Origin of the sequence: Methylobacterium terricola (genome assembly GCF_006151805.1) — a bacterium.
Lineage (GTDB): Bacteria > Pseudomonadota > Alphaproteobacteria > Rhizobiales > Beijerinckiaceae > Methylobacterium > Methylobacterium terricola.
The window spans coordinates 859,011-884,286 of record NZ_VDDA01000001.1 but is presented as its reverse complement, the minus strand read 5'-3'; the positions used below and the strand labels follow the sequence as shown (position 1 = coordinate 884,286).

The window sequence follows — 25,276 nt, the reverse complement described above, 5'->3', positions numbered from 1 at the left end:
GGGCTGGCCGGGAAGGAGGCGCGGGGCGTCTGGCCTTATGGGCGCCAGACCGCGAGCAGGCCGCCCTGGGTCAGGCTCGCCGTCTCGTCCCCGGCCTGCCGCAGCCGCGCGGCGAGGTCGTCGTATCCCAGCAGGCCGGCGCCGGCCGCCGCGGCCGAGAACAGGCCGAAGCGGTTGTCGGAGCGCGGCTTCCAGTCCCGCACCGGCAGGTTCTTGGGGATGCCCTTCTCGCGCTCGAGCCAGGCGATGGCCTGTCGCTCGCTGCCGGTTTCGTCGATCAGGCCGAGCGGCACACTCTGCCGGCCGCTGAACACCCGCCCGTCCGCCACCGTCTTGATCTGGTCGGGGTTCATCTTGCGGCGCTCGGCCACCAGGTCCTTGAACCAGCCGTAGGTGTCGCCGACGATCGCCTGGAGGGCGGCGCGGGCCTCCGGCGGGGTCGGGTGGAAGCCGCTCGGCTCCGCCTTGAGCGGCGAGGACTTCACCTCGTCGACCTTCACGCCGATCTTGTCGAGGAGGCCGGACACCTCCGGGTATTGGAACAGCACGCCGATCGAGCCGACGAGCGAGGTCTCGCGCGCCACGATATGGTCGGCGGCGATCGCCGTGATGTAGGCGCCCGAGGCCGCGGTGCCGTCGACGAAGGCGACGATCGGCTTCTTCTCGGCCAGCGCCCGCAGGTTGCGGAAGAGCTCTTCCGAGCCGGTGGTGGTGCCGCCCGGCGAGTTGATCGAGACCACGACGCCCGAGACGGCGCTCGAATCGCCGACGCGCTTCATCAGCTCGCGGGTCTTCTCGCTGCCGGCGATGAAGCCGTCGATGCTGATGCGGGCGATCTGCGGCGTGACGGCGGACAGCCCCCTGCCCCCGGCCGCCCGCCAGCCGACGGCGCCGGCGGCGACGATCAGCGCCCCGACCCCGATCGCGCGCCACACGGACAGCTTCCGGCGCAAGGCACGCCGGTCGAGGAGAAGTTCGGCATCGATGGCCATGCGGCGCCCGTATCCTGGTGTGACCTCCGAGGTGCCCTCGCCGCAGGCCGCAAGCCTGCAAGTCATTGGCGCAACTCGCTCCCGGGGTGTTCTACCCCCGGCCGTCGCGCAGCGGCAAGAGCGGGATTGGCGGCATTTCCATCCTCCATCGGGTGATGCGGACGCGAGAACGCCCGCGCAGGGGGGCCTGCGCGGGCGTTCGGTCTCGTCGAGGTGCCCGGGCCGGGAGGCCCGGGCGGATCCCTTACTTCTTGTCGCCCTGGCGGGCCTTGAGGGCCGCGCCGAGGATGTCGCCGAGCGAGGCGCCCGAATCGGCCGAACCGTACTGGGCGATCGCCTCCTTCTCCTCGGCCATCTCGAGGGCCTTGATGGAGAGCTGGACGCGGCGGGCCTTGCGGTCGAACTGCGTCACGCGGGCATCGAGCTTCTCGCCGGCGGCGAAGCGCTCGGGGCGCTGGTCGTTGCGCTCGCGGGCGAGGTCGGCGCGGCGGATGAAGGCCTGGAGGTCGGAATCGACGATCTTGACCTCGATGCCCGAGTCCTTGACCTCGAGCACCTCGCAGGTGACGACCTGGCCCTTGCGGATGCCGTCACCGGCATCGGCGAAGGGGTCGCCGGCGAGCTGCTTGATGCCGAGCGAGATGCGCTCCTTCTCGACGTCGACGTCGAGAACCTGGGCGCGCACCACGTCGCCCTTCTTGAACTCGTCGATGACCTGCTCGCCCGGACGGTTCCAGTCGAGGTCCGAGAGGTGGACCATGCCGTCGACGTCGCCCTCGAGGCCGATGAACAGACCGAACTCGGTCTTGTTCTTGACCTCGCCCTCGACCTCGGTGCCCGGCGGGTGCTTCTCGGAAAAGGCCTCCCACGGGTTCTGCAGGGTCTGCTTCAGGCCGAGCGAGATGCGGCGCTTGACCGGATCGACCTCCAGGATCTGAACCTCGACCTCCTGGGAGGTGGAGACGATCTTGCCCGGATGGACGTTCTTCTTGGTCCAGCTCATCTCCGAGACGTGGATCAGGCCCTCGATCCCCGGCTCCAGCTCCACGAAGGCGCCGTAATCGGTGATGTTGGTCACGCGGCCCTTGAGCTTGGCGTTGACCGGGTAGCGGGCGGCGATGCCCTCCCACGGGTCGGCCAGGAGCTGCTTGATGCCGAGCGAGATGCGGTGCGTCTCGTGGTTGATCTTGATGATCTTGACCTTGACGGTCTGACCGATGTTGACCACCTCGGACGGGTGGTTGACGCGGCGCCACGCCATGTCGGTGACGTGCAGCAGGCCGTCGATGCCGCCGAGGTCGACGAACGCACCGTACTCGGTGATGTTCTTGACCACGCCGTCGATGACCTGACCCTCTTCGAGGTTGGCCACCAGCTCGGAGCGCTGCTCGGCCCGGCTCTCCTCGAGCACGGTGCGGCGCGACACCACGATGTTGCCGCGGCGGCGATCCATCTTGAGGATCTGGAACGGCTGCGGCGTGCCCATCAGCGGGGTGACGTCGCGAACCGGGCGGATGTCGACCTGCGAGCGCGGCAGGAACGCCACGGCGCCGTCGAGGTCGACGGTATAGCCGCCCTTGACCTGGTTGAAGATCGTGCCGCTGACGCGCTCGTTGTTCTCGAACGCCTTCTCGAGCTTGACCCAGCTCTCCTCGCGGCGCGCCTTGTCGCGCGAGATGACGGCTTCGCCCAGCGCGTTCTCGATGCGGTCGACGTAGACCTCGACCTCGTCGCCGACGGTGATCGGCTGGTCACGGCCGGGGCCCGTGAACTCCTTGAGGGCGACGCGGCCCTCGGTCTTGGCCCCGATGTCGATGACGGCGACGTCCTTCTCGATCGCCACCACCCGACCCTTGACCACGGAGCCTTCCGTGATCTCGTGCTCCCGGAACGACTCTTCCAGGAGGGCGGCGAAATCCTCGCGGCTCGACGCGGCGCCTTGCAAACCTGCGGACATCTATGCTCCCTTTCGTCCCACCCTATCCGGGGGGACGGCGCCGGCGGCTCGTATCAACGGGCCGCTTCCGCCCGCCGGAGTTCCGAACTTCCTCGGAACCGCCGCTCCCCGAAACGGGGCGCGGGCCGGCGCGTGATCGACGGGCGAAAACGTGTGTTCCGGGTGTCCCGGCCGGAGCGCGCGGGGCCAGGCTCGTCGCCCGGCATGCGGCATCCCGGTATCGGACCACCGGAGGTTGGGCCGATACAGGAAAATCCGCCCCGCGGCAAGGCGTTGCGGCGCCGGTGCGATCACCGCACCGTGATTGCCAGTGTTTCCCGCGCCCGTCTTGCCCCCATGCGCCGGTCCGGGTTACCCATTCCTAGCCTGAAACCATTCTCATGTTCGGGCCAAGGTGGACCGGCCCGTCGGGGACCCGGCCGCCCAAGCAAGCAAGACGGCACGCCGCGCGCGGCGTTGAGGGAGGAACGAGGCGCGGGCCCGGGCGGGGCCGCGGCGCCTGAGACTTGAGTGCAGAATCGACTGAACCAGAGGGAGGGTGGGTGCCGCGACCGGAATCGTGTCCGCGGGGCGCCCCGACACCTCCCGAAGCCGGAGGGCGACGATGATCAAGCTCAACGTGAACGGGGAGGAGCGCCGCTTCGACGGCGATCCCGAGATGCCGCTGCTGTGGTACCTGCGGGACGAGCTCGGCCTGACGGGCACCAAGTTCGGCTGCGGCGTCGCGGCCTGCGGTGCCTGCACCATCCATGTCGGCGGCACCGCGGTGCGCGCCTGCCAGACCGCGGTCTCGGCCGCCGACGGTCAGCCGATCGTCACGATCGAGGGCCTGTCGCCGGACGGCAACCACCCGGTCCAGGCGGCCTGGCGCGAGCTGAACGTGGCGCAGTGCGGCTACTGCCAGACCGGGCAGATCATGCAGGCGGCCGCCCTCCTCAAGGAGACCCCGAAGCCGACCGATGCCGACATCGACAACACGATGAGCGGCAACCTGTGCCGGTGCGGCACCTATCCGCGCATCCGCGCCGCCATCAAGCAGGCGGCGGGGCTGACCCCGAAGGCCGGCCAGGGAGATCGCCTGTGATTCACGACCTCTCCTCCTTCCTCAAGGCCGCCCCGGCCGACGAGCCGGACTCCGTCGTCGCCAAGGTGTCCCCCGGCCAGCTCAGCCGCCGCGGGCTTCTGGCGGGCGCCGGCGCCCTGGTGCTCGCCCTGTCGCTGAAACCCCAAGGCGTGCAGGCGGCCGAGAAGGGATTCGGTGCCGACGGCATGCCGCATGGCTGGCGCGACGACCCGACCCTGTTCGTCGCGATCGCCCCGGACGGCACCGTGACGGTGACCTGCACCCGCGCCGAGATGGGTCAGGGCGTGCGCACCTCGGTGGCGCTCGTCATCGCCGACGAGCTCGACGCCGACTGGGCCAAGGTCAAGGTGACCCAGGCGCATGGCGACGAGGAGCGCTTCGGCAACCAGGACACCGACGGTTCGCGCTCGCTCCGGCACTTCTTCATGCCGCTGCGCCGCGCCGGTGCCGCCGCCCGCGCGATGCTGGTCGAGGCCGCCGCCAAGCAGTGGAACGTGCCGGCCGGGGAGGTCGCGGCCGAGAACCACGCCCTCGTCCACGCCAAGTCCGGCCGCCGGATCGGCTTCGGCGAGGTGGCGCAGGCCGCGGCATCCGTGCCGGTGCCGGACCGCGCATCGGTCAAGCTCAAGGACCCGTCGGCCTTCCGCTATATCGGCAAGGGCCGCGTCGGCCTCATCGACAATGTCGGCATCACCACCGGCAAGGCGCAGTACGGCCTCGACACCCGCGTCGAGGGGATGCTCTACGCCGTGGTCGCCCGCCCGCCGGTCTTCGGCGGCAAGGTCAAGAGCTTCGATGAAGCCGCCGCCATGAAGGTGCCGGGCGTCGTCAAGGTCGTGACCATCGATCCGCCGGCCCCGCCCTACGAGTTCATGCCGACCGGCGGCGTCGCGGTCATCGCCCGCAACACCTGGGCGGCGATCAAGGGCCGCGAGGCGCTCAATCCCACCTTCGAGGACGGGCCGAACGCCAGCTACGACTCGGACGCCTACCGGGCCGCCCTGGAACAGGCCGTGCGCAAGCCCGGCAAGGTGGTGCGCCAGGAAGGCGACGTCGACGCGGCGATGAAGAAGGCGGTCAAGCGCCTCGAGGCCGAGTACTACATCCCGCACCTCGTCCAGGCCCCGATGGAGCCGCCGGCCGCGACCGTCAGGATCGCCAAGGACGGCGCGATCGAGGCGTGGGGCTGCGTGCAGTCGCCCCAGGCCGCCCGCGACCGCATCGCCAAGCGCCTCGGGGTCGACCCGAAGACCGTCACGGTCAACGTGACGCTGCTCGGCGGCGGCTTCGGCCGCAAGTCGAAGCCCGACTACTTCGTCGAGGCCGCGCTCTGCTCGAAGGCGATGGACGGTGCCCCGGTCAAGATGACCTGGACCCGCGAGGACGACCTTCATCACGGCTACTACCACACCGTCTCGGTCGAGCGGCTGGAGGCCGGCCTCGACGACAAGGGCATGCCGATCGCCTGGCTGCACCGCAGTGCCGCCCCGACCATCGGCTCGACCTTCGTCGCCGGCGCCAAGGAGCAGATCCCGATCGAGCTCGGGATGGGCCTCGTCAACGTGCCGTTCAACATCCCCAACATGCGGATGGAGAACCCGCCCGCCGACGCCCATGTCCGCATCGGCTGGTTCCGCTCGGTGTCGAACATCCCGCGGGCCTTCGCGGTGCAGTCGTTCCTGGACGAGCTCGCCCACATGGCCGGCCGCGACCCGAAGGACTACCTCCTCGACGTGATCGGCCCGGCCCGGATCATCGATCCGGTCAAGATCGGAGATGCCTGGAACTACGGCGAGGATCCCTCGCGCTACCCCTACGACACCGGGCGCCTGCGCAACGTGATCGAGGCGGTGGCGCAGGGCGCCGGCTGGGGCCGCAAGGTGGAGAAGGGCCGCGGCCTCGGCATCGCGGCGCATTACAGCTTCGTGACCTACACGGCGGCCGTCGCCGAGGTCGAGGTCGGGCCGAAGGGCGAGGTCACCGTCCAGCGGGTCGACATCGCCATCGACAGCGGCCAGCAGGTCAACCCGGAGCGGGTGCGCTCGCAGCTCGAGGGTGCGGTGGTGATGGGCATGGGCCTCGCGCTCACGGCCCAGATCACCTTCAAGAACGGCCGCGCCGTCCAGGACAACTACGACACCTACGAGCTGACCCGGATCAACGAGGCGCCCAAGATCATCAACGTGCACCTCGTCCAGGGCGGGTCCTGGGACAAGCCGCTCGGCGGCGTCGGCGAGCCCGGCGTGCCGCCGGTGGCGCCGGCCATCGCCAACGCGATCTTCGCGGCGACCGGCCGGCGCATCCGCCAGCTGCCGATGCGCGACAAGCTGAGCGCGTGAGGATGGGTCCGCGGGGCGTGTCGCGCCCCGCGGGATGCAAGACGAGGGACCGCCTCCCGCCGGGGGCGGTCCCTTTTTTTCCGGATCGTCTCGCGCTCCCGCCGGAACCCCTCCCCCCGGGCGGGTGTTCGCGGACGAGAGCCATCCGGGCTGAGGTTCGGGTGCAAGAGTCATGACCGGGAGAGACACGCCATGAAGCTCATCCTCGCCGCCGGCCTCCTCGCCGGCCTCGCCGGGCCCGCCTATGCCGGCGCCTGCGGCACCGAGATCTCGGCGCTGGAGCCGCGCCTGACCGAGCAGGGCCGCGAGACCATCGCGGCGTCGAGCGGCGGCAAGGAGGTGGCGTCGCGCCGCGAGGCCCAGGCCGAGGCGGCGACCGAGAAGGGCACCAGCCCGTCCAACCTGCCGAAGGGCCCGGCCCCGGGCTCGGCCGAGACGCAGGCCACCGCCGACGTCGCCCGGGCGAGCGGCGGCGGCACCGGCGTGATGGAGGCCCGCGCCAGCCTCAACCGCGCCCGCGAGCTCGACAAGAAGGGCGACGAGGCCGGCTGCATGAAGGCGGTGTCCGACGCCAAGGAGAAGATGGACAAGTCGTGAGCGGGGGGGGGGCCGACTGAACCAAGACCCACGTTGTCATCCCGGGCTCCGCTGCGCGGCCCTGGGATGACGGGGAGTGGTGTGCGCCGTTGCGTTTCATGGAACGGCGACGCCGCGCGGACTGGCGCCTACAGCGTGAGATCGCCGGTATAGCTGAGGAGGCTCGTCGCCTCCTCGATCCGCGGGGTGAGCCAGCCGGCCCCGGCGAGCGGCCCGATCAGCCGGGCCGCCAGGTAAGCCATCTCGAGGGTGTAGACGGTGACGCCGTAATACTCGTTCGGGTTCACCCGCCGGGCCACCAGGGCGAGGTCCGGCCGCCCGTCGGGCCGGAGCGCGAGCGGCAGGATGAAGCTCGTCGCGTTCTCGGCCGGGTAGTAGATCGGCAGGGCGGTCTTGTAGTCCCAGCGCACGCGCTTCCGCGCCGCCTCGATCGCCGCGCCGACATGGCTGACCACGGCGCGGTGCGCCTGGATGTCGCCGGTGAGCGCCCGCACGTAGTCGCGCATCCACGCCTCGTCCGCCCGGTCGTTCAGCCGTTCGCGAAAGCCGGCCGGGGCGTAACGCTGGAGGAAGGCGAGTGGGAAGCGGCCGCGCTCGATCGCATCCTCGACGATGTGGCTCCACTGCACGGTGACGGGGCAGGCGGGATCGAACATGACCTCGTCGAGCCGCGTCAGGTAGCGCGCGGTCGCCGGCCGTTCCGGGAAGACCGAGATCAGCCGCTTGCCCGCCGGTCCCTGTCCGGCGACGCAGAAATTGATGTGGCTGTACCGGTTTCCGTCCTCGTTGTACTCGCACAGGCAGAAGATCGGCTCGTAGAACTTGTCGAGCAGGCCGGTATCGAACGCGGCGTAGGGCCCGGAATACAGGATCTTGTTCTCCCGGGCGAGCCGGACGAAAGTGTATTTCAGGTATTGCCGGAGGATGAGGTGCGCATCGCGCGAATGGCTGAAGCTCCACTCCTCCTCCAGGGCCATGTGGGCGAGGCCGCGCACGGTCGCATCGTTATGGTTGCGCTTGTCGGCGACGTTGATCTTGATGTTGGACCAGCGCGTGAACCAGACGCCGGGCGGCGCCTGCTCCATCAGTGCCTGGATCACCCGGGCGCCCTGCTCCTGGCGCGCCTGCAGCTCCTCCGGCGTCAGGGCGGGGGCCGGCGCGTCGACGTGCAGCGAGGTCGCGAAGTAGCGCCCGTCCCCGCCCCGCTCCACCGTGGCGGTGACCGTGCTGCCGGCCGCGAGGGGGTGCGGGCCCGGCTTCACCACGCAGGGGCCGCCCTTGATCTTGAAGTAGAGGTCGGGCTTGCCCTCGATCCGCACGAAGCCCCAGCCGGTGACCTCGTTGTAGGTCGGCTTCACGGTCCCGGTCTCGACCGGGGCGAAGGTCGGCTCCTCGGCGGCCGGCGCGTCGCCGGAGCCCTTGGCCTCGCCGGCCCCCGCACCCGCCGCGATGCGGGAGACCGGTTCGCCGATGACGGGATCGGCCGCGGCCGGGAACGGCGAGCCGGCCCGGGGAGCCTCTCCCTGGATCGCCGGGCGCGGCACGATCCCGCCCTCGGGGAGCGCGGTCGGTCGGACTGCGACCGGCTCGTCGAAATACGCCGAGAACGCCGTGTCTTCGATCCGGGTCCATTCGGCGATGCCGGATTCGGGTTGCCAGACATAGTCCCGACGATTGAGCTTGCCCTCCCGGATCTTCGCGATGATGTCGTCGGAGGGAAATGAATGCTCAGAAATGACTGAATTTACGAGTGTGCGCCATCTGCCGGTCGGCTGCATCATTGTCCGTCTCGCGGAAATCGCGCCAAGTAATCTCGAACAAGGCGGCTTGTCTTGTCGGACGATAAGCAAGACCTGGGCATTGCGTCAACGATCGTCGGCGGCGGCCCGCACCCGGCGCGGCGACGCGCCGGTCGCGTCCCGCGCAAGCCCGGGTGTGTGCGCAACGGCACGCGCTGCACTGCACCATCTGGCATCCTTCCGCCGGCATCCCATCTGTCACCGTCATCGCCCGGCCGCGCCGGGCACTAGGCCTTCGAGCCGAGGCTCCACAGTCCGGAGAGAGTAAAAGTGCCGTCCCTGTTCGACCCGATCCAGCTCGGCGCCATCGCGGCGCCGAACCGCATCCTGATGGCGCCGCTGACCCGCGGCCGCGCCAGCCGGGCCCACGTGCCGACCCCGATCATGGTCGAGTATTACCGCCAGCGCGCCGGCGCCGGCCTGATCATCAGCGAGGCCACCGGCATCTCGCAGGAGGGTACCGGCTGGCCCTTCGCCCCGGGCCTGTGGTCATCTGAGCAGGTCGAGGCTTGGAAGCCGGTGGTCGCCGCGGTGCACGAGGCCGGCGGCCGCATCGCCGCGCAGCTCTGGCACATGGGCCGGGTGGTCCATCCGGACTTCCTCGGCGGCGCCCAGCCCGTCTCGGCGTCGGCCACCACGGCACCCGACCAGGCCCACACCTACGACGGCAAGAAGCCCTACGCCGAGGCAAGGCCGTTGCGCGAGGACGAGATCCCGCGGCTCCTCGAGGATTACGCCAAGGCGGCCCGCAACGCGATCGAGGCCGGGTTCGACGGGGTCCAGATCCACGCGGCGAACGGCTACCTGATCGACCAGTTCCTGCGCTCGGGCACCAACCTGCGCCACGACCGCTACGGCGGTCCGGTGGAGAACCGCATCCGCTTGCTCGCCGAGGTCGCCCGCACCGTCGCCGACACCGTCGGGGCCGACCGGACCGGGGTGCGCCTGTCGCCGAACGAGCCGATCCAGGGCGTCGACGATCCCGATCCCGAGACGCTGTTCCCGGCCGCCGCCGCCGCCCTGTCGCAGGTCGGCGTCGCCTTCCTGGAGCTGCGCGAGCCCGGGCCCAACGGCACCTTCGGCAAGGCCGCCCGGCCGCCGGTGGCGCCCGCCATCAAGGCCGCGTTCCGCGGGCCGCTGGTGCTGAACTCCGACTATGACGGTCCGAAGGCGCAGGCCGCCCTCGACGAGGGGCATGCCGACGCGATCGCGTTCGGCCGCACCTTCATCGCCAATCCCGACCTGCCGGAGCGGATCGCCCAGGGCGCGCCCCTCGCCAAGGACAATTACAAGACCTGGTACAGCCAGGGTCCGGAGGGCTACATCGACTACCCGACCCTCGACGCCGCCTGACGGCGGCTTTGCCGCCCCTCGACGCCGCCTGACGGCGGCTTTGCCGCCCCTCGACGCCGCCTGACGGCGGCTTTGCCGCCCCTCGACGCCGCCTGACGGCGGCTTTGCCGCCCCCCGACGCCGCCTGGAGCGTCGGGGGGCGGCCGGAACGCGGGCGCGGGTGCACCGCACCATGATCCGGCTTGACGCGGCGCCCGGCGTTTGCGACGCCGCTCGGCGCCTGTCCACCGGGCAGGCGCCGTCCCGCCGGACCGCGGAGCGGCATCATGGCGGCACGCGGAGACGATGCGCATGAGCAATCCGGGCAACAACCCTGCGACGTCGCAGGAGCCAAAGCAGCTTCTCCACCTGGTGTTCGGGGGCGAGCTGACCGACCTCGACAGCGTCACCTTCCGCGACCTCTCGAAGCTCGACGTCGTCGGCATCTTCCCCGACTATGCCAGCGCCGCCATGGCCTGGAAGGCCAAGGCGCAGCAGACCGTGGACAGCGCCCAGACCCGCTACTTCATCGTGCATCTCCACCGGCTGCTGCAGCCCTGAAACGCAGGCGCCCTGCGTAACGATGCAGTCACCGTGCGGGTGAATGCCGGTGGCGCCTCGCGATTCCGCGCGCATGAAAGCATTGTGACGGTATCCCGGCACTGCTAAGAGCCTCGCCCGTCACACGAGAGCATCGTCGCGCGAGGGGCCCGCAATCGCGCGAAGCTCGATGCGATCCTCCCCTCACCCCGGCGCGCGCGGTTCCCGACCGCGCGGCAGCGCCGGGGCTCTCGGCGCGGGCCACGATGGAAGCACGATGAAATCCTCGATCAAGATCGTCGCCGGCAATGCGAGCCGCCCGCTGGCCGAGGCGATCGCGGCCTATCTCGAGAAGCCGCTGGCGGTCTGCTCGGTGCGCCGCTTCGCCGACATGGAGATCTTCGTCGAGCTCCAGGAGAACGTGCGCGGCGAGGACGTCTACATCGTCCAGTCGACCTCGTTCCCGGCCAACGATCACCTGATGGAACTGCTCATCATGATCGACGCCGCGCGGCGCTCCTCGGCGCGGCGGATCACCGCCGTGATCCCGTATTTCGGCTATGCCCGCCAGGACCGGCGGACCTCCGGCCGGACCCCGATCTCGGCCAAGCTGGTGGCCAACCTCATCACCGAGGCCGGCGCCGACCGGGTGATGACCCTCGATCTGCATGCCGGCCAGATCCAGGGCTTCTTCGACATCCCGACCGACAACCTGTTCTCCGCCCCCGTGATGGTGCGGGACATCAAGGAGCGGATGGATCCCGCGGACATGATGGTGGTGTCGCCCGACGTCGGCGGCGTGGTCCGCGCCCGGGCGCTCGCCAAGCGCATCGACGCGCCGCTCGCCATCGTCGACAAGCGCCGCGACCGTCCCGGCGAGTCCGAGGTGATGAACATCATCGGCGAGGTCGAGGGCCGCTCCTGCATCCTCGTCGACGACATCGTCGATTCGGGCGGCACGCTCGTCAACGCCGCCGAGGCCCTCCTCGCCAAGGGCGCCAAGGACGTCTCGGCCTACATCACCCACGGCGTGCTCTCGGGGGGCGCGGTGTCGCGCATCGCCTCCTCGAAGCTCAAGGAGCTGGTGATCACCGACTCGATCCAGCCGACCGCGGCGGTGAAGCTCGCCCGCAACATCCGGGTCGTCACCATCGCGCCGCTGCTCGGCGAGGCGATCGGGCGCACCGCCGAGGAGTCGAGCGTCTCGAGCCTGTTCGTCTGAGCGACCCCCCCGACCGATGCGAGCCCGCCGGTCTCCCGCCGGCGGGCCGTTCGAGCTTCAAGCAACGACATCTTTGCCTGCAACGAGGCGGCAGGGCCCGCGAAAGCGGTTTGCGCCGGGCCTGCGACGCGCCTATATAACGGACGATTCCCTCACAGCGTGAGACAGGCCGTCCTGATATCCCGGGACGCCGGCGGGACCTCCCGGTTCCGCCCCGGGCGCCCTGTCGCCGCCGAGGGGCCCGTGTTTGACTGGCCGCTTCCCGGATGAGCGGCAGGCCGCGTTCCGCGAAATGCCGGAACGCCCGAGGAGGTGTGGAATGTCCCAGGGACCGTTGATGCCGAAGGCGACGGCCGTGTGGCTCGTCGAGAATACGTCGCTGTCCTTCGATCAGATCGCCGATTTCTGCAAGCTCCACCCGCTCGAGGTGAAGGGCATCGCCGACGGCGAGGTGGCGGCCGGCATCAAGGGCCTGGACCCGGTCTCGACCGGCCAGCTCACCCGCGAGGAGATCGAGCGGGCGCAGGTCAATCCGAACCACCGCATGAAGGTCGCGGTGTCGAAGGTGAAGCTGCCCGAGGTCAAGCGCACCAAGGGCCCGCGCTACACCCCGCTGTCGCGCCGCCAGGACCGGCCGAACGCCATCCTGTGGCTGCTGCGCAACCACCCGGAGCTGAAGGACGCGCAGGTGATGCGCCTCGTCGGCACCACCAAGTCGACGATCCAGCAGATCCGGGAGCGCACCCACTGGAATTCCGGCTCGCTGCAGCCGATGGACCCGGTGACCCTCGGCCTGTGCTCGCAGATCGACCTCGATTTCGAAGTCCAGCGTGCCGCGAAGGACCGTCCGCTGGTCGAGTCCGCCGAAGGCGGCGCCACCCTGATGCCGCCCGAGCTCTCGGTCCTGCCCGAGCCCGAGGATCACGACGCCGACCGCCGCCCCGGCCGCGACGAGCGCCTGGACGCCGATTCGGTTTTCGCCCGCCTCAAGCCGATGCGGAAGGGCGGGGAGGACGAGGACGACGACGAGTATTGAGGAGCCAGCTCGAGACGATCGCCGCGGCCGCGCGCATGAACCCTCCCCCCCTCTGCGGGGGAGGGTGGCGATCGGAGCGAGCCGGGACAGGGGACGCCGCTTCCGAGGAGGTCGCGAGCGCTCCGGGGGCGCCATACCTGGCACCGTCGCGCTGCCCCTCTCCCGCGCCACCCTCCCCCGCAGAGGGGGGAGGGTTCGGGGTGCCAGCTTTTGAAGCCGGTCAGCTCTCGAACAGCGATCCCTGCACGGCGCCCGCCACGGGCGCCTTTTTCGTCTCCGCCCCCGGCTCCTTGCGCTTCGCCGCCCGGCGCGGCGCCGGCCGGGCCGGCTCGGGCGGCGTCTCGGGCGCGGCCGCGCCATCGACGGAGGCCGCCACCCGTCCGTCCGCGAACTCGACCGTCAGCCGGCCGGCGGCCCGCGCCGCCTCCGCCGAGCCGACCGGCTTGCCCGAGCCGTCGAGCACCAGCGCGTAGCCGCGGGCCAGCACCGAGCGGTAGTTGAGGCTGGAAAACAGGGCGGTCGCCCGCGACAGGCGCGCGGCCAGGCGCTCCAACCCCTGACCCGGCGCCCGGTCGAGCCGGCGCGACACGCCGCTCAGCCGCTCGCCCTGCACCGCCAGCACCCGCTCCAGGGCGTGACGCGGGCGGTGGTCGATCGCCGCCAGGCGCTCGCGGGCCCGCGCCAGCCGCAGGGAGGGCGGGTTGCGGGCGAGCCCCTGGAGTGCCCGGTTGAGGCGGCTTTGCGCATCGCGGGCATTGGCGGCGAGCGCAGGCGCCAGGCGGGCTTCCGCGAGGTCGAGGCGCTGGCGCTTCTGGGCCAGCAGCGCCTCAGGCCCCGGCAGGGCGCGGGCGAGGCCGCGCAGCTCACCCCGGCGCTGCTCGACGAGGCGCGAGAGCGCGCCGGCATGGCGCCGGCTCAGGGAATCGAGGTCGGCCAGCAACTCGTGCAGCACCGGCACCGCCATCTCGGCCGCGCCGGTCGGGGTCGGCGCGCGCCGGTCGGCGGCGTGGTCGATCAGGGTGACGTCGGTCTCGTGGCCGACGGCGGAGATCAGCGGGATCACGCTCGCCGCGGCGGCGCGGACCACGATCTCCTCGTTGAAGCACCACAGATCCTCGATCGAGCCGCCGCCGCGGGCGACGATCAGCACGTCCGGCCGCGGGATCGCGCCGCCGGGCTCGAGCGCGTTGAAGCCGTGGATCGCCGCCGCGATCTCCTCGGCCGCGCCCTCCCCCTGCACCCGCACCGGCCAGACCAGGACGGGACGCGGGAACCGGTCGGCGAGACGGTGCAGGATGTCGCGAATCACCGCCCCGGTCGGCGAGGTGACGACGCCGACGACGAGCGGCAAGTACGGCACCGGCCGCTTGCGGGCGGCGTCGAACAGGCCTTCGGCGGCCAGCACGCGCCGGCGCTCCTCCAGGAGCGCCATCCAGGCGCCGGCCCCGGCGGGTTCGAGCGAATCGACCACGATCTGGTAGGCGGACTTGCCCGGATAGGTGGTGATCCGCCCGGTGACCACGACCTCGAGCCCCTCCTTGGGCTTGTGGCGCAGCCGCAGCATCGTGCCCTTCCAGATCACGGCGTCGATCTTGGCGCCGCCGTCCTTCAGGCTGAAATAGGCGTGGCCGGAGCCGTGCGGGCCGCGATAGCCCGAGATCTCGCCCTTGAGGCGCACATGCCCGAACGCATCCTCGAGGGTGCGCTTGAGGGCGGTCGCCAGTTCGGTGACCGACCATTCGGGCACGTTGGCGATCGGGGTTGAGAGAGCGGAGGCCGACATCGCGCGCGACGCTACCGGCTCGGGCCCGGCCGCGGAAGGGCGGTCCCCAGCCTTGCGGCAGGCCGTGGCCCCCGCGCATCAGTCCCGGTTGCTGCGGACGGCCGGCGCCCGTAAACCGTCGCGCGAGACAGATCCACCGTTTCCGGAACCGGCGATGCGCGACCAGCACCCCCTCACCCTCTTGCTGATCGGCTCCGGCGGGCGCGAGCACGCGCTCGCCTGGAAGCTGTCCCAGAGCCCGCGCTGCCGCCGCCTGCTGATCGCCCCCGGCAATCCCGGCACCGCCGCCCACGGCACCAACCTCGCCCTCGACGTGACCGACCACGCGGCGGTGATCGCCGCCTGCCGGCGCGAGGGAGTGGATTTCGTGGTGGTCGGCCCCGAGGCGCCGCTGGTGGCGGGCCTCGTCGACGCCCTCACCGAGGCCGGCATCCGGGCTTTCGGGCCGAACGCCGCGGCCGCGCAGCTCGAAGGGTCGAAGGCCTTCACCAAGGAGCTGTGCCGGGAGTTCTCGATCCCGACCGCCGGCTTCGCGCGCTTCCGCGAGGTCGCTCCGGCGCTGGCGCATCTCCGCGCCGGCAGCATTCCGGTCGTGGTCAAGGCCGACGGGCTCGCCGCCGGCAAGGGCGTGGTGGTGGCCGAGACCCTGGACCAGGCCGAGGCCGCGGTCGAGAGCATGCTCGGCGGCGGGCTCGGGGCCGCCGGCGCCGAGGTGGTGATCGAGGACTGCATGATCGGCGAGGAGGCGAGCCTGTTCGCCCTCTGCGACGGCACGCGCGCCGTGCTGCTCGGTACCGCCCAGGACCACAAGCGCGTCCATGACGGCGACAAGGGGCCGAATACCGGCGGCATGGGCGCCTATTCCCCCGCTCCCGTCCTGACGCCCGCGCTCGAGTCCGAGGTGATGGAGCGGATCATTCGCCCGACCCTCGACGGGATGCGGGCGCGGGGCACGCCGTTCTCCGGCATCCTCTATGCCGGCCTGATGCTGACGGCCGAGGGCCCGATGCTGATCGAGTACAACACCCGCTTCGGCGACCCCGAATGCGAGGTGCTGATGCCGCGCCTCGTCTCCGACCTCGTGCCGCTGCTCGAAGCCGCCGCCGACGGCGATCTGTCGGGCTTGGCGCCGGAGTGGCGCGACGAGGTGGCGCTGACGGTCATCATGGCGGCTCCCGGTTATCCCGGCACCGTCGCCAAGGGCTCGGAGATCCGCGACCTCGCGGCGGCCGAGGCTGCCGGCGCCCTGGTGTTCCAGGCCGGCACCAAGCGCGACGGCGCGCGGCTCGTCGCCGATGGCGGCCGGGTGCTGGCGGTGACGGCGCTCGGGCGCGACGTGCGTGAGGCGCAAGCCAAGGCCTATGCCGCCCTCGACCGGATCGACTGGCCGGAGGGCTTCTGCCGCCGCGACATCGGCTGGCGCGCGGTGGCGCGGGAGACCTGAGCGGTATTGGCGCGTTACCCGGGGGTCCGCCCTGACAGCACGCTTTGAGAAGACCGTGGGGAGCGCCCGATGCCCGCCGACCTGTTTCCCGGCTTCACCTCTCACTGGATCGACACGGCCGAGGGGCGCTTCTTCGCCCGGGCCGGCGGCCGCGAGGAGGCGCCGCCGCTGGTGCTGCTGCACGGCTTTCCCCAGACCCATGCCTGCTGGCACCGGATCGCCCCGGCGCTCGCCCGCACGCATCGGGTGATCTGCCTCGACCTCAAGGGCTACGGCTGGTCGGCGGCGCCCGCCGGGGATGCCGGCCACGAGGCCTATGCGAAGCGGCAGATGGGCCGCGAGGTGGTCGCCGTGATGGAGCGGCTGGGCCATGTCCGCTTCGGCCTGATCGGCCATGACCGCGGCGCCCGGGTCGGCTACCGCCTCGCCCTCGACGAGCCGGGCCGGATCGACCGGCTCGCCCTCCTCGACATCGTGCCCACGGTCTCGCAATGGCGGACGATGGAATCCGAGCCCGGGGCCTACCCGCATTGGCGGTTCCTGGCGCAACCGGCGCCCGTCCCCGAGCAGGAGATCGGCCGGGCGCCGATCCCCTATTACGAGGAGCTTCTGCGGCTCTGGACCGGCGACGGCAGCCTCGACGCCTTCTCCCCCGGCGCCCTCGACCTCTACCGCCAGAGCTGGAACGTGCCCGAGCGCATCCACGCGAGCTGCGAGGATTACCGCGCCGGGGCCGGGCCCGACCGGGCCGCCGACGAGGCCGACATCGCCGAAGGGCGCCGCCTCGCCGGCCCGGTCCTGGTGCTGGTCGCCGACCGCTTCGTCGGCAAGAACGGCATCGACCCGGTGCGGCAGGCCTGGACCGGCACCTTCGCGCCGGACGGCACGGTCTTCGAGATCGTCCCGTCGGGCCATTTCGTCGCCGAGGAGAACCCGCAGGCGACGCTCGCCATCCTGGAGCGGTTCTTCCGGGCCTGACCGGATCGCCTGACCTTGGGGAGATCCGCGCCGGGCGGGGGACGGCCCCCCGTCCCGGAACGTAGCCGGGCCCAAGTGCCTGCGGCACAAGAACCCCGGGCGCCAAGCCGCCCGGGGGAAACATCCGTGGGTCTGATCTACGCGCTCGGCGCCTTCCTGAGCTGGGGCCTCGTCGTCCCGGTGCATTTCCGCCTGCTCGACGGGGTGCCGGCCTGGGGCATCCTCGCCCATCGCATCGTCTGGTCGAGCCTGTTCATCGCCCTGCTGCTCGCTGGCCTGCGCCTGCTGCGCCGCGGGCCGCGCATGACGCTCCAGCGCCGCCACGCCGTCCTGCTGCTCTCCGCCCTGATCATCGCCGGCAACTGGTCGCTGTACCTGTGGGCGGTGCAGAACGGGCGGATGCTCGACGCGAGCCTCGGCTACTTCATCAACCCGCTCGTCAACGTGGCGCTCGGCGCCCTGGTCTTGCGCGAGACCCTGCGGCCGATGCAGCTCGCCGCGGTGGCGCTGGCCGCCCTCGGGGTCGCCGCGGCGGTGGCGGCGGCCGGCAGCCTGCCGTGGATCGCGCTGGCGCTGGCGCTCAGCTTCGCGGTCTATGGCCTGATCCGCAAGCTGGTGCCGATCGACCCGATCCTGGGTCTCGGCGCCGAGACCTTCGCGCTGCTGCCGCTGGCGCTGGCCTACCTCGCGGTCGCCCCGGCCCCGCCCGGGCAGGGGGCCGGGCAATGGCTGCTCCTGATCCTCACCGGCATCACCACCGCGGTGCCGCTGATGTGGTTCGCCGCCGCGGCCGCCCGCCTCAAGCTCTCGACGATCGGCCTGATGCAGTACATCGCCCCGTCCTGCCTGATGGGCCTGAGCGTGCTGGTCTACGGCGAGGCGTTGCCGCCGTCCCGGGCCCTGGTCTTCGGGCTGATCTGGGCCGGGCTGGCGCTCTACGCCCTCGACGCGGCACGGCCGCGCCGCCGGGCGAGCGGCGGCAATCCAGCCTGACGCAAGCTCCAGCGGCCAAGCTTCCCCCGTCCAACCATAATCGCGGAGCTTCCTGTCGTGAGCGACGAATCGGCGGGGGCCGCGATGATCCTGAACGACGTGAAGAGCAGGGACGAGGCCGGGCCGCACCCGATCTGGCTGGTGCTCGGGCCGTGGGCGGTGTTCGCCGTGGCGGTGGGCGGGTTCCTGGCGCGATGGCTGCCGTGACAGCAGGGCTCGGCCTGGCTTTGTCGAACCGGCCCTGACCGCCCCCCCCGGGCGCCATCCCGGGTTCCGCGGCGCGGCCCCGGGACGCCGTGGAGGGCGGCAATCCCTGCGTCGAACGAACGAGGTTCGGCCTATGTCAGCATCTGCAGATCGCCGTCCACCGCCAGTGCTTGCCCCGAGATGGTCTTGCCCCGGTGGGAGGCCAGGAACAGGATCTGGTCGGCGAGCTGGCGGGCGGTGACGTAATCCTTGATCGAGGCCGCCGCGAAGGCCGCCGCCTCCATCTCGGCGTAGCTGATCCCGCGCTGCTGCGCCTTGGCCTCCAGCACCCGGCGCTGGCGGTCGCCGGCGACGATGCCGGGCAGGACGGCGTTGACCCGGATGCCGTCGGCCCCGAGCTCCCGCGACAGCGACTTGGTGAAGCCGACCACCGCCCATTTCGCCGCCGCGTAGGGCGTGCGCAGCGGGAAGCCGAAGCGGCCCGCCACCGAGGACAGGTTGACGATCGACGGGTTGGCGCTCGCCCGGAGCAGCGGCACCGCCAGGCGCACGCAGTTGAACTGCCCGGTGATGCAGATGTCGAGGGTGCGGTCCCAATCCTCCGGGTTGATCTCCTCGACGCGGCCGGTCGGCCCGGCGATCCCGGCATTGTTGACCAGGCAATCGAGCCCGCCGAGCGCCGCATCCGCCTCCGCGAACAGCCGGGCGACGTCCTCGCGCGAGGCGACGTCGGCATAGGTGCCGGTGATGCCGGCTGGCAGAACCGCCAGCGCGTCGCGGTCGACGTCGCAGACATGGACCCGCGCGCCCTCCTCCCGGAAGGCCTGCGCCACGTCGAGGCCGATGCCGCCGGCCCCCGCGGTGACCAGCACCTTCAGACCGCCCAATCCCATATCCATGCTGTTCCCTCCGTGTCCTACGGCGCGAGGCGCCCGGTGGTCTCGATGAAGTCGGCGCTGCCGGCGATGTCGGCGGCCAGTGCCGCACGCGCGCCCTCCCCGTCGCCGGTGGCGAGCGCCGCCACCAGGCGGGCGTGATGCACCTGCGCCCCGCCCTCGGCGAGGCGGCGGCGCGAGGAGCGCAGGTCGAGATTGAGCACCGGGCCGATGCGCAGCCACAGCCCCTCGATGATCGTGACGAGGGAGGGCAGGCCGGCGGCCCGGTAGACCGCGAAATGCAGGTCGCGATTCGCCCGCATCCCCCGCTCGAGGTCGGGCTCGGATGCCAGGACCTCGCGCCGGAACGCCGCGTCGTGGGCATGGATCGCCGCGAGGCCGTCGGCCTCCATGGCCCGCGCGGCTTCCGCCGCCGCGAAACCCTCGACGGCGATGCGCACCCGGGTCAGCTCGCGGAAGGTGCCGAGGGTGAGGACGGGCACCCGGACGGCCCGGTTCGGCAGCACCTCCAGCGCCTCGTCGGCGACGAGGCGCGACACCGCCTCGCGCGCCGGCATCACCGAGGTGCCGAGCCGCTCGGCGAGGGTGCGCAGCGACAGCCGCTCCCCCGGCGCCAGCTCGCCGGCGATCAGGAGGTCGCGCAACGATTCGTAGGCCTGCGCGCCCAGGGTAGCGTGCGCCACGCGGCCGATCCGGGCGATGCTCCCCAAAGCCGCCTCCCCTCGCATTCCCGCTGCTTGCTAGGTCTGTCGCTTGCCACTTCGGCATCTCGACAGGCGCGCGGTTTGGTGCGAGCCTAAGTGTGATCACAGATCACGGCAACCCCAACGACCGTGACGCGAGACCGGGCAGGACACGCACCATGAGACCAGGCCCCCCTTCCGCGCCGCACCGGCGATCGGCTGCGCCGTGATGCGCCCGGCGGATTCCTCTTCCATGCCGACCGTCGCGATCGTCGGATCCGGGCTGATCGGCCGCTCCTGGGCGGTGGTCTTCGCACGGGCGGGCTTTGCCGTCCGCCTCACCGATCTTCACCCGGAGGCGTTGGCCGCCGCGCCGGGCCACATCGCCGAGGCCCTGCGCCAGCTCGAAGGCCATGGCCTCGTGGCCGATGTTCCGGCGGCGCTCGCCCGGATCCGCACCTGCGCGACCCTGGCGGAGGCGGTGGCGGGGGCCGACCTCGTCCAGGAGAACGGCCCCGAGACGGTCGAGGCCAAGCGCGCATTGTTTTCCGAGCTCGACGCCTCGCTGTTCACCGAGGGGCTGGCGGGCCGGGCCCGCTGCCTCGTCGGCCATCCGGTCAACCCGCCCCACCTCGTGCCGGTGGTCGAGCTCTGCGGCGCGCCCTGGACCGACCCGGCGGTGATCGAGCGCGCCCGCGCCCTCTACGAGGCCGCCGGCCAGGCGCCGGTGACGGTGCATCGCGAGGTCGAGGGCTTCGTGCTCAACCGCCTGCAAGGGGCGCTGCTCTCGGAAGCGTTCCGGCTCGTCGCCGAGGGCGTGGTGAGCCCGGCCGACCTCGACCGGACGGTCGCCGAGGGCCTGGGCCTGCGCTGGTCGTTCCTCGGGCCCTTCGCCACGATCGATCTCAACGCGCCCGGCGGCGTGGCCGACTACGCCGCCCGCTACGGCGGCTTCTACGGGCGGCTCGCCGCCGATCCGGCCCCGGCCTCGGTCTGGTCGCCGGAAAGCGCCGCCCGCATCGTCGCCGCCTGGGACGGCGGCCCCGATCCCGCCCCGGCGGCGGAGCGCAGCCGCCGCCGCGACGCGCGCCTCGCCGCGCTGATGGCGCACAAGCGCGCCCAGTCCTGACCCGAGAGGAAACGTCCATGGCCAACCGGAAAGTCGTCATCACGTGCGCCGTCACCGGGGCGATCCACACCCCCTCGATGTCGCCGCACCTGCCGGTGACGCCGGACGAGATCGCCGAGGCCGCGATCGGCGCCGCGGAGGCAGGCGCCGCGATCGTCCACCTGCACGCCCGCGACCCGAAGACCGGCAAGCCCGACCAGTCGCCGGAGGCCTTCGAGCCGTTCCTGAAGGTGATCAAGCAGCGCTCGAACTGCGTGGTGAACCTCACCACCGGCGGCGCCCCGACCATGGGCATCGACGAGCGCCTCGGGCCCGCAGCCCACTTCAAGCCGGAGGTCGCCTCGCTCAACATGGGGTCGATGAATTTCGGCCTCTACCCGATGCTGTCGCGCTTCAAGACCTTCCAGCACGACTGGGAGCAGCCCTATCTGGAGGGCTCGCGCGACCGGATCTTCAAGAACACCTTCGCCGACATCGAGCACATCCTCACGACCTGCGCCGAGAACGGCACCCGGTTCGAGGTCGAATGCTACGATATCGGCCATCTCTACACGCTCTCCCACTTCGCCGATCGCGGCGTGATCAAGCCGCCGTTCTTCGTCCAAAGCGTGTTCGGCATCCTCGGCGGCATCGGCCAGCACCCGGAGGACGTCCAGCACATGAAGCGGACCGCCGACCGGCTGTTCGGCGACGATTACCGCTGGTCGGTGCTGGGGGCGGGCCGCAACCAGATGACCATCGCCGCCCAGGCGATCGCGCTCGGCGGCAACGTCCGGGTCGGGCTCGAGGATTCGCTGTGGATCGGTCCCGGCCGGATGGCCGAGTCGAATGCCCAGCAGGTCACGAAGGCCCGTCAGATCATCGAGGGACTGGGGCTCGACGTGGCCAGTCCGGACGATGCGCGCGAGATCCTGGCCCTGAAGGGCGGCGACCGGGTGAACTTCTAGCAGTTTGTCCGGGCCCTGCACGGGTAGCGCCGACGCCTGAACCCTCCCCCCTCTGCGGGGGAGGATGACCCCTGCGTCAGCAGGGGTCGGGAGAGGGGACACCGCTTCCGGAACGATCGCGACCGTCAGGAATGTCGATACCTGGATCAGCGTCGCGCGGCCCCTCTCCCGGCCCCCTCCGGAGGCCGCCCTCCCCCGCAGAGGGGGGAGGGTTCATCCGCGCGGTGTGTCCAGGGTAATGAAGGAAAAAACCTTCCCTTACGGCACCAGCGCCCCTTGCGTCTCGACATACACCGCATAGACCGACGTGCTCGCGGTCATGAACAGCCGGTTCTTCTTCGGCCCGCCGAAGCACAGGTTGGCGCAGGTCTCCGGCAGGTGGATCTTGCCGATGAGGTCGCCGGACGGCGTGTAGCAGCGCACACCGTCCTCCTTGGGGTCGGCCCAGCCCATCGAGCACCAGACGTTGCCGTCGACATCGGTCTTCACGCCGTCGGTGAAGCCCGGCGAGAACCCTTCCGCGAACACCCGGTCGCCCGTGAGCCGGTCGCCCTCGACGGTGAAGGCGCGGATATTGGCCCGCCCGCCATGGGTGGCGCCGGAATCGACGACGTAGAGGATCTTCTCGTCGGGGGAGAAGGCCAGCCCGTTCGGCCGGTCGATGCCCTCGGCCGCCACCTTGGCTTGGCCGGTCGCCGGATCGAGGCGGTAGACCCGGGTCGGCAGTTCCGCCTTGTCCTTGTGGCCCTCGTAGAAACCGTCGATGCCGTAGCCCGGATCGGTGAACCAGATCGCGTTGTCGGCGGCCACCACCACGTCGTTGGGCGCGTTGAGCGGCTTGCCGTCGAACTTGTCGATCAGAACCGTGATCTTGCCGTCCGGCTCGGTGCGGGTGACCCGGCGGCTGTCGTGCTCGCAGGTGATCAGCCGGCCCTGCCGGTCGCGGGTGTTGCCGTTCGAGTAGTTGGAATTCGCCCGATAGACGCCGACTTGGCCGTTCTCGAGCCAGCGCATGATCCGGTTGTTGGGGATGTCGCTCCACAGCAGGTAGCCGCCGTCCCGGAAATAGACCGGCCCTTCCGCCCAGCGGAAGCCGGTGGCGATGCGCTCGATGGCGGCGTTGCCGACCTTGTAGCGGAAGCGCTTGTCCAGCGCCTCGACCCGCGGGTCGGGATAGCGGGTGCCCGGCAGGTCGCCGAGGGGCAGCCGTTCGGCCCGCGCCGCGACCGTGGTCGCGGCCAGGGCAGCGGCGCCCGCGAGGACGTCACGTCGGTTCATCACTCGTCTCCTCCCGTCCGGTCTTCGCGCCGGACGGGAGGATTGTACGGAAGCGGGGCGCCGTGTCTCGTGGTTTTCGACGGGCCGACCGCCGTTGTGGCGATTGGGCGACCGATTATGTATATACGGAGGCATCATGACTGTCGCGAAGCTCTTCATGTCCGGAGGCAGCCAAGCCGTCAGACTGCCGCGAGAATTCCGCTTCGACGGCACCGAGGTCGAGATTTTTTGCCGGGGCGAGGAAGTCGTCCTGCGCGAGCGCCCTGCCAATCTCTCCGTGCTCCTCGACATCATCGACAGCATGCCCGCCGATATGCTGACCGATCTTCATGATGGTCCACCGCAGGAGCGCGAGGGCCTGTGAAGCCTCGCTACCTGCTCCCTACGAACGTCATCATTGCGCTTCGGCGCAGGCGGCCACCCTCGGTCGTCGCTCGATTGGCTGCGCTCCGCATCGGCGAAGCCGTCATGTCGCCTATAACTTACGGAGAACTGTGCTTTGGGGCGGAGAAGAGCGTGGATCGGGACAACGCTCTCGCAGTCCTTGCCCAAATGGTCGCCGTCGTTCCGATCGCGATCGCTGAGCCCGAGGAAGCCGGCCGCCGCTATGGTGAACTCCGGGCCATACTTGCACGACAAGGCCAGCTGATCGGCAACAACGATGTCTGGATCGCCGCGCACGCTCTCGCGGCCAACCTCACGCTCGTGACCGGGAACGTCGGTGAGTTCAGTCGCGTGCCCGGTCTCGTCATCGAGAACTGGGCGGCCCAGTGAGGGCCGCCCGGACCCGCTGCACTATGGGCGATAGGCCTCCCCATCCAGCCCATGCGGCCGCCCCGCCGCCAGCAGCGTCTCCCACACGGGATCCGGCAGCGGCACGCCCTCCGCCAGGCGCTGCGCCCGCGTCCGCCGCTCCGGCTCGCCCGGCAGCAGCACCTCGCCGCCCGGCACCGGCCGCGCGCCCTTGAAGAAATCGAGATAGGCGCGGGTCTCGCGCACCATCGCGTCCTCGGAGCCGAAGGCCTCCGGCGTCATGTAGAGCGACAGCATCCCGTTGCAGAACCGCCGCGTCCCCGGCCCGGCGGTGCCGGAGCCCGTCAGCGCGCCGGCGAGCAATTCGCACATGAGCGCCAGCCCCGAGCCCTTGTGCTCGCCGAAGGCCCGGATGGCGCCTTCGCCGTTGCGGCTGTCGCGCTCGGGGCCGTCGAGGGGGCCGTACAGCGTCGCGGGGTCGCGCGAGAGGCGCCCGTCCGGCTCGATCAGCACGCCCTCGGGCAACGCCTTGCCCCCTTGCGAGGCGACCAGCACCTTGCCCTCGGCCACCGCCGAGGTGGCGAAATCGAGGATCACCGGCTCGGCGCCCTGGACCGGGAAACCCGCCGCGAAGGGCGCGGTCGAGAAGCGCCGGTCGACCGAGCCGAACGGCGCGACGAGCAGACTCCCCGCCACGTTGACGAAATGCACCGAGACCAGGCCGGCCGCCGCCGCCTGCTCGGCCCATTCGCCGATGCGGCCGAGATGGCCCGCATGCCGCAGGGCCACGATGGCGACGCCGTTCTCGCGCGCCTTGCGGATGCCGAGCTCGGTCGCGAACGGGCCGGCGGTCTGGCCGAAGCCGTAATGGGCGTCGATCAGCGCGAAGGCCGGGCCGTCGGTCACCACCTCGGGCGTCCGGTCGGCCTCGACCTCGCCCTCGCGCAGCCAGCCGACGTAGCGCGGCACCCGGATCACGCCGTGGCTGTCGTGCCCGGTCAGATTGGCAGCGACAAGATAGCGCCCGATCCGTTCGGCCTCGGCTTGCGAGCAGCCCTCGCGCACGAAGATGTCCTGCACGTAGGCGGTCAAGCCGCTGGCGGCGATCTGCATGAAATCCTCCCGGTTTCTTGGTTCTGGCGCGCGGGAGAATGGCCGCCGCGACGCCGCAGGTCGAGTCTGCTCGGCGCAGACCTGACAGCACCTTTTTTCCAGCCCGCGGGGGATGGACATGGCAGCGCTGCCGGTGTCTCATCCGGGCCAAGGCCGGGCCTCGGAGCACCGGTC

Annotated in this window: 23 protein-coding genes; 15 read left to right on the top strand and 8 right to left on the bottom strand. The window is 71.1% G+C overall.

Annotated features, from left to right (window positions below):
* Nucleotides 1–35 precede the first annotated feature (35 nt).
* Both sppA and rpsA read right to left on the bottom strand, forming a co-directional pair.
* The gene (sppA, locus tag FF100_RS03890; protein WP_139034211.1) at nucleotides 36–992 is read right to left on the bottom strand and encodes a signal peptide peptidase SppA; all 957 of its coding nucleotides are present in this window, start codon (nucleotides 990–992) and stop codon (nucleotides 36–38) included.
* Between the two features lie 244 nt (nucleotides 993–1,236).
* Nucleotides 1,237–2,949: a 30S ribosomal protein S1 gene (gene rpsA / locus FF100_RS03885; protein WP_139034210.1), complete on the bottom strand. Its 1,713-nt coding sequence runs from the start codon at nucleotides 2,947–2,949 to the stop codon at nucleotides 1,237–1,239.
* Nucleotides 2,950–3,553: 604 nt separating this feature from the next.
* Here rpsA and FF100_RS03880 point away from each other — a divergent pair.
* The 3 genes from FF100_RS03880 to FF100_RS03870 all read left to right on the top strand — a co-directional run bounded on the left by FF100_RS03880 (nucleotide 3,554) and on the right by FF100_RS03870 (nucleotide 6,969).
* Entirely contained in the window at nucleotides 3,554–4,033 is a 480-nt protein-coding gene (locus FF100_RS03880; RefSeq protein ID WP_139034209.1) for a (2Fe-2S)-binding protein, read from the top strand.
* A gap of 65 nt (nucleotides 4,034–4,098) precedes the next feature.
* Nucleotides 4,099–6,372: a xanthine dehydrogenase family protein molybdopterin-binding subunit gene (locus FF100_RS03875; protein WP_139034314.1), complete on the top strand. Its 2,274-nt coding sequence runs from the start codon at nucleotides 4,099–4,101 to the stop codon at nucleotides 6,370–6,372.
* 192 nt (nucleotides 6,373–6,564) lie between these two features.
* Nucleotides 6,565–6,969 carry a hypothetical protein gene (locus FF100_RS03870; RefSeq protein WP_139034208.1) on the top strand — a complete coding sequence of 135 codons (405 nt, stop codon included), beginning with the start codon at nucleotides 6,565–6,567 and terminating at the stop codon, nucleotides 6,967–6,969.
* Between the two features lie 128 nt (nucleotides 6,970–7,097).
* On the opposite strand, the gene FF100_RS03865 is transcribed toward FF100_RS03870, so the two are convergent.
* Complete coding sequence (locus tag FF100_RS03865) at nucleotides 7,098–8,750, bottom strand: DUF3825 domain-containing protein (protein ID WP_171070027.1); 1,653 nt, start codon at nucleotides 8,748–8,750, stop codon at nucleotides 7,098–7,100.
* Nucleotides 8,751–9,038: 288 nt separating this feature from the next.
* Between FF100_RS03865 and FF100_RS03855 the strand changes: the two genes are divergently transcribed.
* From FF100_RS03855 to FF100_RS03840, 4 genes are all read left to right on the top strand, one after another.
* Nucleotides 9,039–10,121: an alkene reductase gene (locus FF100_RS03855; RefSeq protein ID WP_139034206.1), complete on the top strand. Its 1,083-nt coding sequence runs from the start codon at nucleotides 9,039–9,041 to the stop codon at nucleotides 10,119–10,121.
* A 291-nt stretch (nucleotides 10,122–10,412) separates the two neighbouring features.
* A complete protein-coding gene (locus FF100_RS03850) occupies nucleotides 10,413–10,661 on the top strand; it encodes a DUF4170 domain-containing protein (protein WP_139034205.1) in 249 nt (82 codons plus the stop codon).
* A 256-nt stretch (nucleotides 10,662–10,917) separates the two neighbouring features.
* Complete coding sequence (locus FF100_RS03845; protein WP_139034204.1) at nucleotides 10,918–11,862, top strand: ribose-phosphate pyrophosphokinase; 945 nt, start codon at nucleotides 10,918–10,920, stop codon at nucleotides 11,860–11,862.
* Between the two features lie 319 nt (nucleotides 11,863–12,181).
* The gene (locus tag FF100_RS03840; RefSeq protein WP_139034203.1) at nucleotides 12,182–12,898 is read left to right on the top strand and encodes a DUF1013 domain-containing protein; all 717 of its coding nucleotides are present in this window, start codon (nucleotides 12,182–12,184) and stop codon (nucleotides 12,896–12,898) included.
* A gap of 220 nt (nucleotides 12,899–13,118) precedes the next feature.
* Here the strand turns inward: FF100_RS03840 and xseA are convergent, their stop codons facing one another.
* Nucleotides 13,119–14,681 carry an exodeoxyribonuclease VII large subunit gene (gene xseA, locus FF100_RS03835; RefSeq protein WP_139034202.1) on the bottom strand — a complete coding sequence of 521 codons (1,563 nt, stop codon included), beginning with the start codon at nucleotides 14,679–14,681 and terminating at the stop codon, nucleotides 13,119–13,121.
* Between the two features lie 154 nt (nucleotides 14,682–14,835).
* On the opposite strand from xseA, the gene purD reads away from it, so the two are divergent.
* The 4 genes from purD to FF100_RS36885 all read left to right on the top strand — a co-directional run bounded on the left by purD (nucleotide 14,836) and on the right by FF100_RS36885 (nucleotide 18,303).
* Nucleotides 14,836–16,125 (top strand): phosphoribosylamine--glycine ligase, encoded by a 1,290-nt coding sequence (purD, locus tag FF100_RS03830; protein WP_139034201.1) that lies wholly within the window; start codon nucleotides 14,836–14,838, stop codon nucleotides 16,123–16,125.
* Between the two features lie 69 nt (nucleotides 16,126–16,194).
* Nucleotides 16,195–17,103: an alpha/beta fold hydrolase gene (locus tag FF100_RS03825; RefSeq protein WP_139034200.1), complete on the top strand. Its 909-nt coding sequence runs from the start codon at nucleotides 16,195–16,197 to the stop codon at nucleotides 17,101–17,103.
* A 126-nt stretch (nucleotides 17,104–17,229) separates the two neighbouring features.
* Nucleotides 17,230–18,096, top strand: coding sequence for an EamA family transporter RarD (rarD, locus tag FF100_RS03820; RefSeq protein ID WP_139034199.1), 867 nt, complete (start codon nucleotides 17,230–17,232; stop codon nucleotides 18,094–18,096).
* 57 nt (nucleotides 18,097–18,153) lie between these two features.
* Complete coding sequence (locus tag FF100_RS36885; protein ID WP_171070026.1) at nucleotides 18,154–18,303, top strand: hypothetical protein; 150 nt, start codon at nucleotides 18,154–18,156, stop codon at nucleotides 18,301–18,303.
* A gap of 131 nt (nucleotides 18,304–18,434) precedes the next feature.
* Here the strand turns inward: FF100_RS36885 and FF100_RS03815 are convergent, their stop codons facing one another.
* Both FF100_RS03815 and FF100_RS03810 read right to left on the bottom strand, forming a co-directional pair.
* The gene (locus FF100_RS03815; protein WP_139034198.1) at nucleotides 18,435–19,202 is read right to left on the bottom strand and encodes an SDR family oxidoreductase; all 768 of its coding nucleotides are present in this window, start codon (nucleotides 19,200–19,202) and stop codon (nucleotides 18,435–18,437) included.
* A 17-nt stretch (nucleotides 19,203–19,219) separates the two neighbouring features.
* The gene (locus tag FF100_RS03810) at nucleotides 19,220–19,882 is read right to left on the bottom strand and encodes a GntR family transcriptional regulator (RefSeq protein ID WP_246101900.1); all 663 of its coding nucleotides are present in this window, start codon (nucleotides 19,880–19,882) and stop codon (nucleotides 19,220–19,222) included.
* Between the two features lie 253 nt (nucleotides 19,883–20,135).
* On the opposite strand from FF100_RS03810, the gene FF100_RS03805 reads away from it, so the two are divergent.
* Entirely contained in the window at nucleotides 20,136–21,011 is an 876-nt protein-coding gene (locus tag FF100_RS03805) for a 3-hydroxyacyl-CoA dehydrogenase (protein WP_139034196.1), read from the top strand.
* Between the two features lie 17 nt (nucleotides 21,012–21,028).
* Nucleotides 21,029–21,958 (top strand): 3,5-dioxohexanoate:acetyl-CoA acetone transferase, encoded by a 930-nt coding sequence (kce, locus tag FF100_RS03800; protein WP_139034195.1) that lies wholly within the window; start codon nucleotides 21,029–21,031, stop codon nucleotides 21,956–21,958.
* A gap of 258 nt (nucleotides 21,959–22,216) precedes the next feature.
* Here the strand turns inward: kce and FF100_RS03795 are convergent, their stop codons facing one another.
* Nucleotides 22,217–23,236, bottom strand: a complete 1,020-nt coding sequence (locus FF100_RS03795; RefSeq protein WP_139034194.1) for an SMP-30/gluconolactonase/LRE family protein — start codon at nucleotides 23,234–23,236, stop codon at nucleotides 22,217–22,219.
* A gap of 136 nt (nucleotides 23,237–23,372) precedes the next feature.
* Here FF100_RS03795 and FF100_RS03790 point away from each other — a divergent pair, with 136 nt between their 5' ends.
* On the top strand, nucleotides 23,373–23,600 hold the full coding sequence (locus tag FF100_RS03790; protein WP_139034193.1) for an antitoxin: 228 nt from the start codon (nucleotides 23,373–23,375) through the stop codon (nucleotides 23,598–23,600).
* On the top strand, nucleotides 23,597–24,010 hold the full coding sequence (locus FF100_RS03785) for a type II toxin-antitoxin system VapC family toxin (protein ID WP_139034192.1): 414 nt from the start codon (nucleotides 23,597–23,599) through the stop codon (nucleotides 24,008–24,010). Before FF100_RS03790 ends, FF100_RS03785 begins: the two co-directional genes overlap by 4 nt.
* Before the next feature lie 21 nt (nucleotides 24,011–24,031).
* Here the strand turns inward: FF100_RS03785 and FF100_RS03780 are convergent, their stop codons facing one another.
* A complete protein-coding gene (locus FF100_RS03780) occupies nucleotides 24,032–25,102 on the bottom strand; it encodes a malate/lactate/ureidoglycolate dehydrogenase (protein WP_139034191.1) in 1,071 nt (356 codons plus the stop codon).
* Between the last annotated feature and the right edge of the window lie 174 nt (nucleotides 25,103–25,276).

Excerpts from the sequence above, each read along its gene's own strand:
- sppA (WP_139034211.1), bottom strand. The coding sequence starts at position 992 with ATGGCCATCGATGCCGAACTTCTCCTCGACCGGCGTGCCTTGCGCCGG.
- rpsA (WP_139034210.1), bottom strand. The coding sequence starts at position 2,949 with ATGTCCGCAGGTTTGCAAGGCGCCGCGTCGAGCCGCGAGGATTTCGCC.
- FF100_RS03880 (WP_139034209.1), top strand. The coding sequence starts at position 3,554 with ATGATCAAGCTCAACGTGAACGGGGAGGAGCGCCGCTTCGACGGCGAT.
- FF100_RS03870 (WP_139034208.1), top strand. The coding sequence starts at position 6,565 with ATGAAGCTCATCCTCGCCGCCGGCCTCCTCGCCGGCCTCGCCGGGCCC.
- FF100_RS03865 (WP_171070027.1), bottom strand. The coding sequence starts at position 8,750 with ATGATGCAGCCGACCGGCAGATGGCGCACACTCGTAAATTCAGTCATT.
- FF100_RS03850 (WP_139034205.1), top strand. The coding sequence starts at position 10,413 with ATGAGCAATCCGGGCAACAACCCTGCGACGTCGCAGGAGCCAAAGCAG.
- FF100_RS03845 (WP_139034204.1), top strand. The coding sequence starts at position 10,918 with ATGAAATCCTCGATCAAGATCGTCGCCGGCAATGCGAGCCGCCCGCTG.
- FF100_RS03840 (WP_139034203.1), top strand. The coding sequence starts at position 12,182 with ATGTCCCAGGGACCGTTGATGCCGAAGGCGACGGCCGTGTGGCTCGTC.
- xseA (WP_139034202.1), bottom strand. The coding sequence starts at position 14,681 with ATGTCGGCCTCCGCTCTCTCAACCCCGATCGCCAACGTGCCCGAATGG.
- purD (WP_139034201.1), top strand. The coding sequence starts at position 14,836 with ATGCGCGACCAGCACCCCCTCACCCTCTTGCTGATCGGCTCCGGCGGG.
- FF100_RS03825 (WP_139034200.1), top strand. The coding sequence starts at position 16,195 with ATGCCCGCCGACCTGTTTCCCGGCTTCACCTCTCACTGGATCGACACG.
- FF100_RS03815 (WP_139034198.1), bottom strand. The coding sequence starts at position 19,202 with ATGGATATGGGATTGGGCGGTCTGAAGGTGCTGGTCACCGCGGGGGCC.
- FF100_RS03805 (WP_139034196.1), top strand. The coding sequence starts at position 20,136 with ATGCCGACCGTCGCGATCGTCGGATCCGGGCTGATCGGCCGCTCCTGG.
- kce (WP_139034195.1), top strand. The coding sequence starts at position 21,029 with ATGGCCAACCGGAAAGTCGTCATCACGTGCGCCGTCACCGGGGCGATC.
- FF100_RS03795 (WP_139034194.1), bottom strand. The coding sequence starts at position 23,236 with ATGAACCGACGTGACGTCCTCGCGGGCGCCGCTGCCCTGGCCGCGACC.
- FF100_RS03790 (WP_139034193.1), top strand. The coding sequence starts at position 23,373 with ATGACTGTCGCGAAGCTCTTCATGTCCGGAGGCAGCCAAGCCGTCAGA.
- FF100_RS03780 (WP_139034191.1), bottom strand. The coding sequence starts at position 25,102 with ATGCAGATCGCCGCCAGCGGCTTGACCGCCTACGTGCAGGACATCTTC.